2 protein-coding genes and 1 pseudogene are annotated in these 4,296 nt (G+C 67.9%); all 3 read right to left on the reverse strand.

Going from position 1 to position 4,296, the window contains the following annotated elements; translation table 11 throughout:
* A pseudogene (locus B3446_RS08060) lies at positions 1 to 367 on the reverse strand (hypothetical protein); the annotation flags it as partial.
* Entirely contained in the window at positions 364 to 2,058 is a 1,695-nt protein-coding gene (locus B3446_RS08065; RefSeq protein ID WP_191576653.1) for a glycosyl transferase family protein, read from the reverse strand. The pseudogene B3446_RS08060 and the gene B3446_RS08065, both read right to left, overlap by 4 nt.
* Positions 2,059 to 2,070: 12 nt before the next feature.
* The gene (locus B3446_RS08070; protein WP_291379569.1) at positions 2,071 to 4,251 is read right to left on the reverse strand and encodes a cellulose biosynthesis cyclic di-GMP-binding regulatory protein BcsB; all 2,181 of its coding nucleotides are present in this window, start codon (positions 4,249 to 4,251) and stop codon (positions 2,071 to 2,073) included.
* Positions 4,252 to 4,296: the final 45 nt, after the last annotated feature.

A 4,296-nucleotide genomic window follows, 5' to 3' on the forward strand; every position in this document is an offset into this window, starting at 1 on the left:
CGGTGGCCGCCGCATGATTAAAGAAGGCGCGCGCCTGGCGCAGGGCCGGCGAGTCCAGCCCGCTGGCGATGGCGTCGGCTGCGGCCTTGTCGGCTTCGGCAAGCTTGCCCTGCTTTTGCAGCGCGTAGATCAGCAAGAGGCGCAGGCGCTCCACGTCCGGGCGCAGCACGATGGCCGATTCCGCCTGCTGTTGCGCCAGCGCATAGTTGCCGGCGTCGTAGTTCTTGTAGCCCTCGTCGGCAAACTGCCAGGCCGCGCCTTCCAGCGGCGCTTCGGCCCGAGGCTGGGTCTGCGCGCCAACGGGCGCCGCGGCCCAGGCGCAGGCGAGGGCCGCGGACAGAACGAGCGAGCGAGGAAAGGACATCATGGGGGGGAAGGTTTGGTGGCGGGCGCGGCCGGGGGCTCGCCTTGTCCGGCCTGTTGGAATTGGATGGCTTCGGTCAGCGTGCCTTCGTCCAGCCACCCCTGTTCCGTCAGAATCTGGCCCAGCGGCTTTTTCTCGCGCGCCTGTATCTCCAGCGCCTGCTCCAGCGTGGACTGGTCGATGGCCTGCCACGACAGCAGCAGCTCGCCCAGGCGCTGGCGCTGCTGCGCCAACTGATCGGTGGACGGGAAGTCGTGCATGGTCTTGTCCCACGCCAGCCGCTTGCCCGTGATCAGATGGCCGATGAACAGACGCCATGCCCGGGCCGCCGCCATGGCGTTGATGAAATTGCCGACGATCATCCGGGGTATCGACAGCAGCGCGTGCTCCCAGCCGTACATGCGGCCGACGAAGTACGCGCGCTGCACCACGCGCAGCAGCAGGGCGACGGCATTGGCCCACATCAGCGTCACCAGCCAGCCGCCGGGCCGGAAGTACGAGGGGTAGTACACCGTCCACCAGCCAAACAGGTCGGCCAGGTAGAAGACGAAGAAGTTGGCCAGCAGCACATAGGCCAGGATGGCGATGAAGGACGTCACCAGGCCCTTGCGATCGCGAAAGAGCAGGTATTTGGTCGCGAGTGACCCCGTCCAACCCACTTGTTGCCAGCCCTGCAGTCCGATGCCCAGCGTCCAACGCGCCTTTTGCCGGTACGCGGTGCGGAAGGTGTTGGGAAAGTATTCGCGCACGCCCAGCGGCATGCGCAGGTGGGCGACCTGTTCCTTGCCCAGGCCGAACCACGATTGGCGCCGCGTCACGTACTCGACCGGGAACTTGCCGAAGATCTGACGCATGCCGCGCTGGGCCAGACGCGCGCCGATGTCGTAGTCCTCGGTCAGCGTGTCGGTGTTGAACGGCTGATTGTTCGTCTCGGCCGCCAGCTCCACCAGCGCGCGGCGCGAAAAACACGTGCCCACGCCCGCCGACGGCACCATCTTCGACAGGCTTTCGCGCACCACCAGGTCCTTGGTGTGCCATTCGGCAAACTCGTCCATGTAGGTGCCGGCCACCAACTCGTACCAATGGCGTTCCAGCGACGTCACCGGCAGCTGGATGAAGTCGATGCGGGGCAGCAGATAGTTGTAGTACTTCAGCTCCAGCGGATGCAGGACGTCTTCGCTGTCATGCAGGATCACGCCGGCAAAGGGCACGGGCTGCTTGGCGTCCTGCGCGAAGATCGCCTGCACGATCCAGTTCAGGCAATCGGCCTTGCAGGTCGGACCATCATGCGGCACCTCCACACGGACCAGCTGCCGGTAGCGGCGCCGCATCCGTTCCACTTCGTTGATCGTGCGCTCGTCGTTCTGGTAGGTGCCGGCAAAGATCATGTAGTTCTTGTATTCCAGCGTCGACACCATCGTCTCGAGCATGGACGCGATCACGTCGTACTCCAGCCAGGCCGGCACCATGATTGCAAGCGGCTGCTCTTCCTTGGCGCGAAGCTGCGCGGCGGTCAACGGCGTGTAGCGGCGCTTGATGGTCAGCGACCGCCGCAGCTCGCGCACCCAGTACCAGCCGTCGATGAACAGGTCATCCAGGCTGGACAGGAGGATGATCACGCCGACCACGGCGGTCACAACCTCCAGTCCGCGGTAATAATCCGCGATCAGGTAGGGCCAGTAGAGCGAGGACATGACGCCGTGGCCTTATTGGGGATCCTTGCGCTTCCTGCGGGCGACGCGCATGGCGAAGATCAGGAACAGAAGCAGCACCAGCAGGCTGATGCTGATGGCCGGCACGCTCCACGAGATGTAGCGCCGCCATTCGAAGAAGGCGCTTTCTCCCGCGCCCGGCGGGTGGCTCGCGTCGGGGTTGGCGCTGTCGATCCACGCAACAGGCCCCGCCGCGCCGATGATCGCGATGTTGCCGCGATTCAGCACAAACGGCGCATCGGTCATGCCGGGCTGCTCGCCCAGCGTGTGCCACAGCACGCCCTCCTGGCCGCCGGCGCTGACGACTTCCGCGGTGCTCAGTTGCGTCAGCCCCGAGATGTCCAGCAAGGTCGTGTCCTTGCCGGCCACCTTGAGCTGCTTGCGTTCATTGACCTGAACGGCGGGCTTGGCGCCGTCGACCGGCAGCTCCATTGCCAGGAACGCGCGGGCCGGCTTGACGGCCTGGCCGGCGGGCGACACGGACAGTTCGGCACGCGTGGCCGACACCCCGCTGGCTGCGGCGATGCCGATGACGCGCTTGATGTTGTCGGGCGCGTCCGCCAGATAGCTGTCCGGAATCAGCACCTGCGGCGACCCCGCCATCAGCGGCAAGAGGCCCACGAAGGTGCCGTCCGGCTGCGCCTTGCCGGGCTTCACGTAGCTGGTCGGCAGCACGTTCACGGGATAGCCCTGCGGAATCTCGTTGCAATCGACCGACACGGGCTGGCGCTGGAAGGTCACGCGCACCGCGTTCGTCACGCCCAGCGCATAGCCGGGCACCCGCGCCGTCAGGCGTTCTGGCCGGCCGTCGGCCTCCAGCTGCTTGGCGCCCAGCAGGATGCCGTTCCAGAAGACGGATGCGACGGGGCGTGTGGACGAGGCCCCCGGCGCCGCTGCCACGTCCATGATCAGTTCATCCGGCACGCGGCCGTCGGTGGTCACGGCGGCCAGCGGAAACGACGCGTTCCAGTCCCCGCGTGCCACCACATCAAAGCTCGCCGACGAGCCGCCCAGCGTCGACAGGCGCACCCCGCCATCCTGCATGGACTGCGGGGGAAGGGCGGTCTGCACCTGCACCTGGCGGCTTGCCAGGATGCGGCGCCAGGCCGTGTCGAAAACGCCGGCGCCTTGCGCGCCCGCATCGGCCGCGACGGCGATCACCGCCTGGCGGCCCAGCGACACCAGGCGGATTTCCTTGGACGCCAGTCCAGCGCCCGCCAGGGGCATGCGCTGCTGGCGCCACGCCTTGAAGGCGTCCGCCGCATCGGGATCGGACGCAAGCTGCGTCTGCAACGCGTCAAGCGCTTCCTTGTATTTCGAGCTGAGCGCGGCATCGGCAATCACCACGTCTCCGGCGACGGCCGGCGCGCCCATCACCAGCAGGGCGCCGATCTCGGCGGGGTTGGCGAGCTTGTGCGTTTCCTTGCCGGTCAGCGCGGCAAACGCCGGCACCTGTCCCAGTCCGGCCGGGGCCTGCAGACCGCGCGTGTCGACCTCTTCGCCCACCGCCGGGAAAGCCCGGACCGCCACGCGCTTGCCGCTGCGCTCCATTGCCACGCCCAGGCGCCAGGCGCTGTCGAAGGCCTGCTGGTCCAGCTTGCGGCTGGCGACCATCAGCACGGGCTTGCCCGGCAGCGAACCCCAGGCGTCGTCCAGGCTGTTGATTGCCGACGCGTCATAGCGGTAGCTCAGCCGCGTCTGCGGCGAGATCGTCAGCGCATTGCCCGTGGCGCGGTTACTTTCGCAGTGGCGCAGCGCGATGTCGGACTGCCAGTCCACGCCCACGCGCAAGAAACCCGAATCGCGCGTGCGGCGTTCGACGGCGAGCGTCCGGCTGGCCGAGCCTTCGCCATCGGCGACGCGCTGCGCCGTTTGCGGCACGCCGTCCAACCACAGCACCATGCTGGTCCGGCCCGGCTCGCCCTTGGTGTAGCGCGCATCGAAATCCAGCCGCGCGTCCGTGACCGGCACACCGCGCGGGACCGGCAGATAGAACTCCTGCCGCGCATCGCTGTTGGACAGGACGACGGGCTCGTTGATGCCCAGGTCTCCCAGCGTGGTGCTGCGCGTCACCATGTCGTCGCTCTGCAGCCGGCGCAGCGCGTCGCCGGCCGGACTGGCCAGCGCGGCCAGCGGCGCCAGCAGCCCCGCCGCCGCCCAGGGGGCGCACAACATACCGGCAACGGGGGGCTGTAGGGAGGGGGGGGTGGAGGGATCCGC

It is taken from the genome of Achromobacter sp. UBA5777, from assembly GCF_002418565.1.
GTDB lineage: Bacteria > Pseudomonadota > Gammaproteobacteria > Burkholderiales > Burkholderiaceae_B > Achromobacter > Achromobacter animicus.

What these genes read in the sequence shown, in the direction of transcription:
- B3446_RS08065 (WP_191576653.1), bottom strand. Translation starts at nt 2,058, where the DNA reads ATGTCCTCGCTCTACTGGCCCTACCTGATCGCGGATTATTACCGCGGA.
- B3446_RS08070 (WP_291379569.1), bottom strand. Translation starts at nt 4,251, where the DNA reads ATGTTGTGCGCCCCCTGGGCGGCGGCGGGGCTGCTGGCGCCGCTGGCC.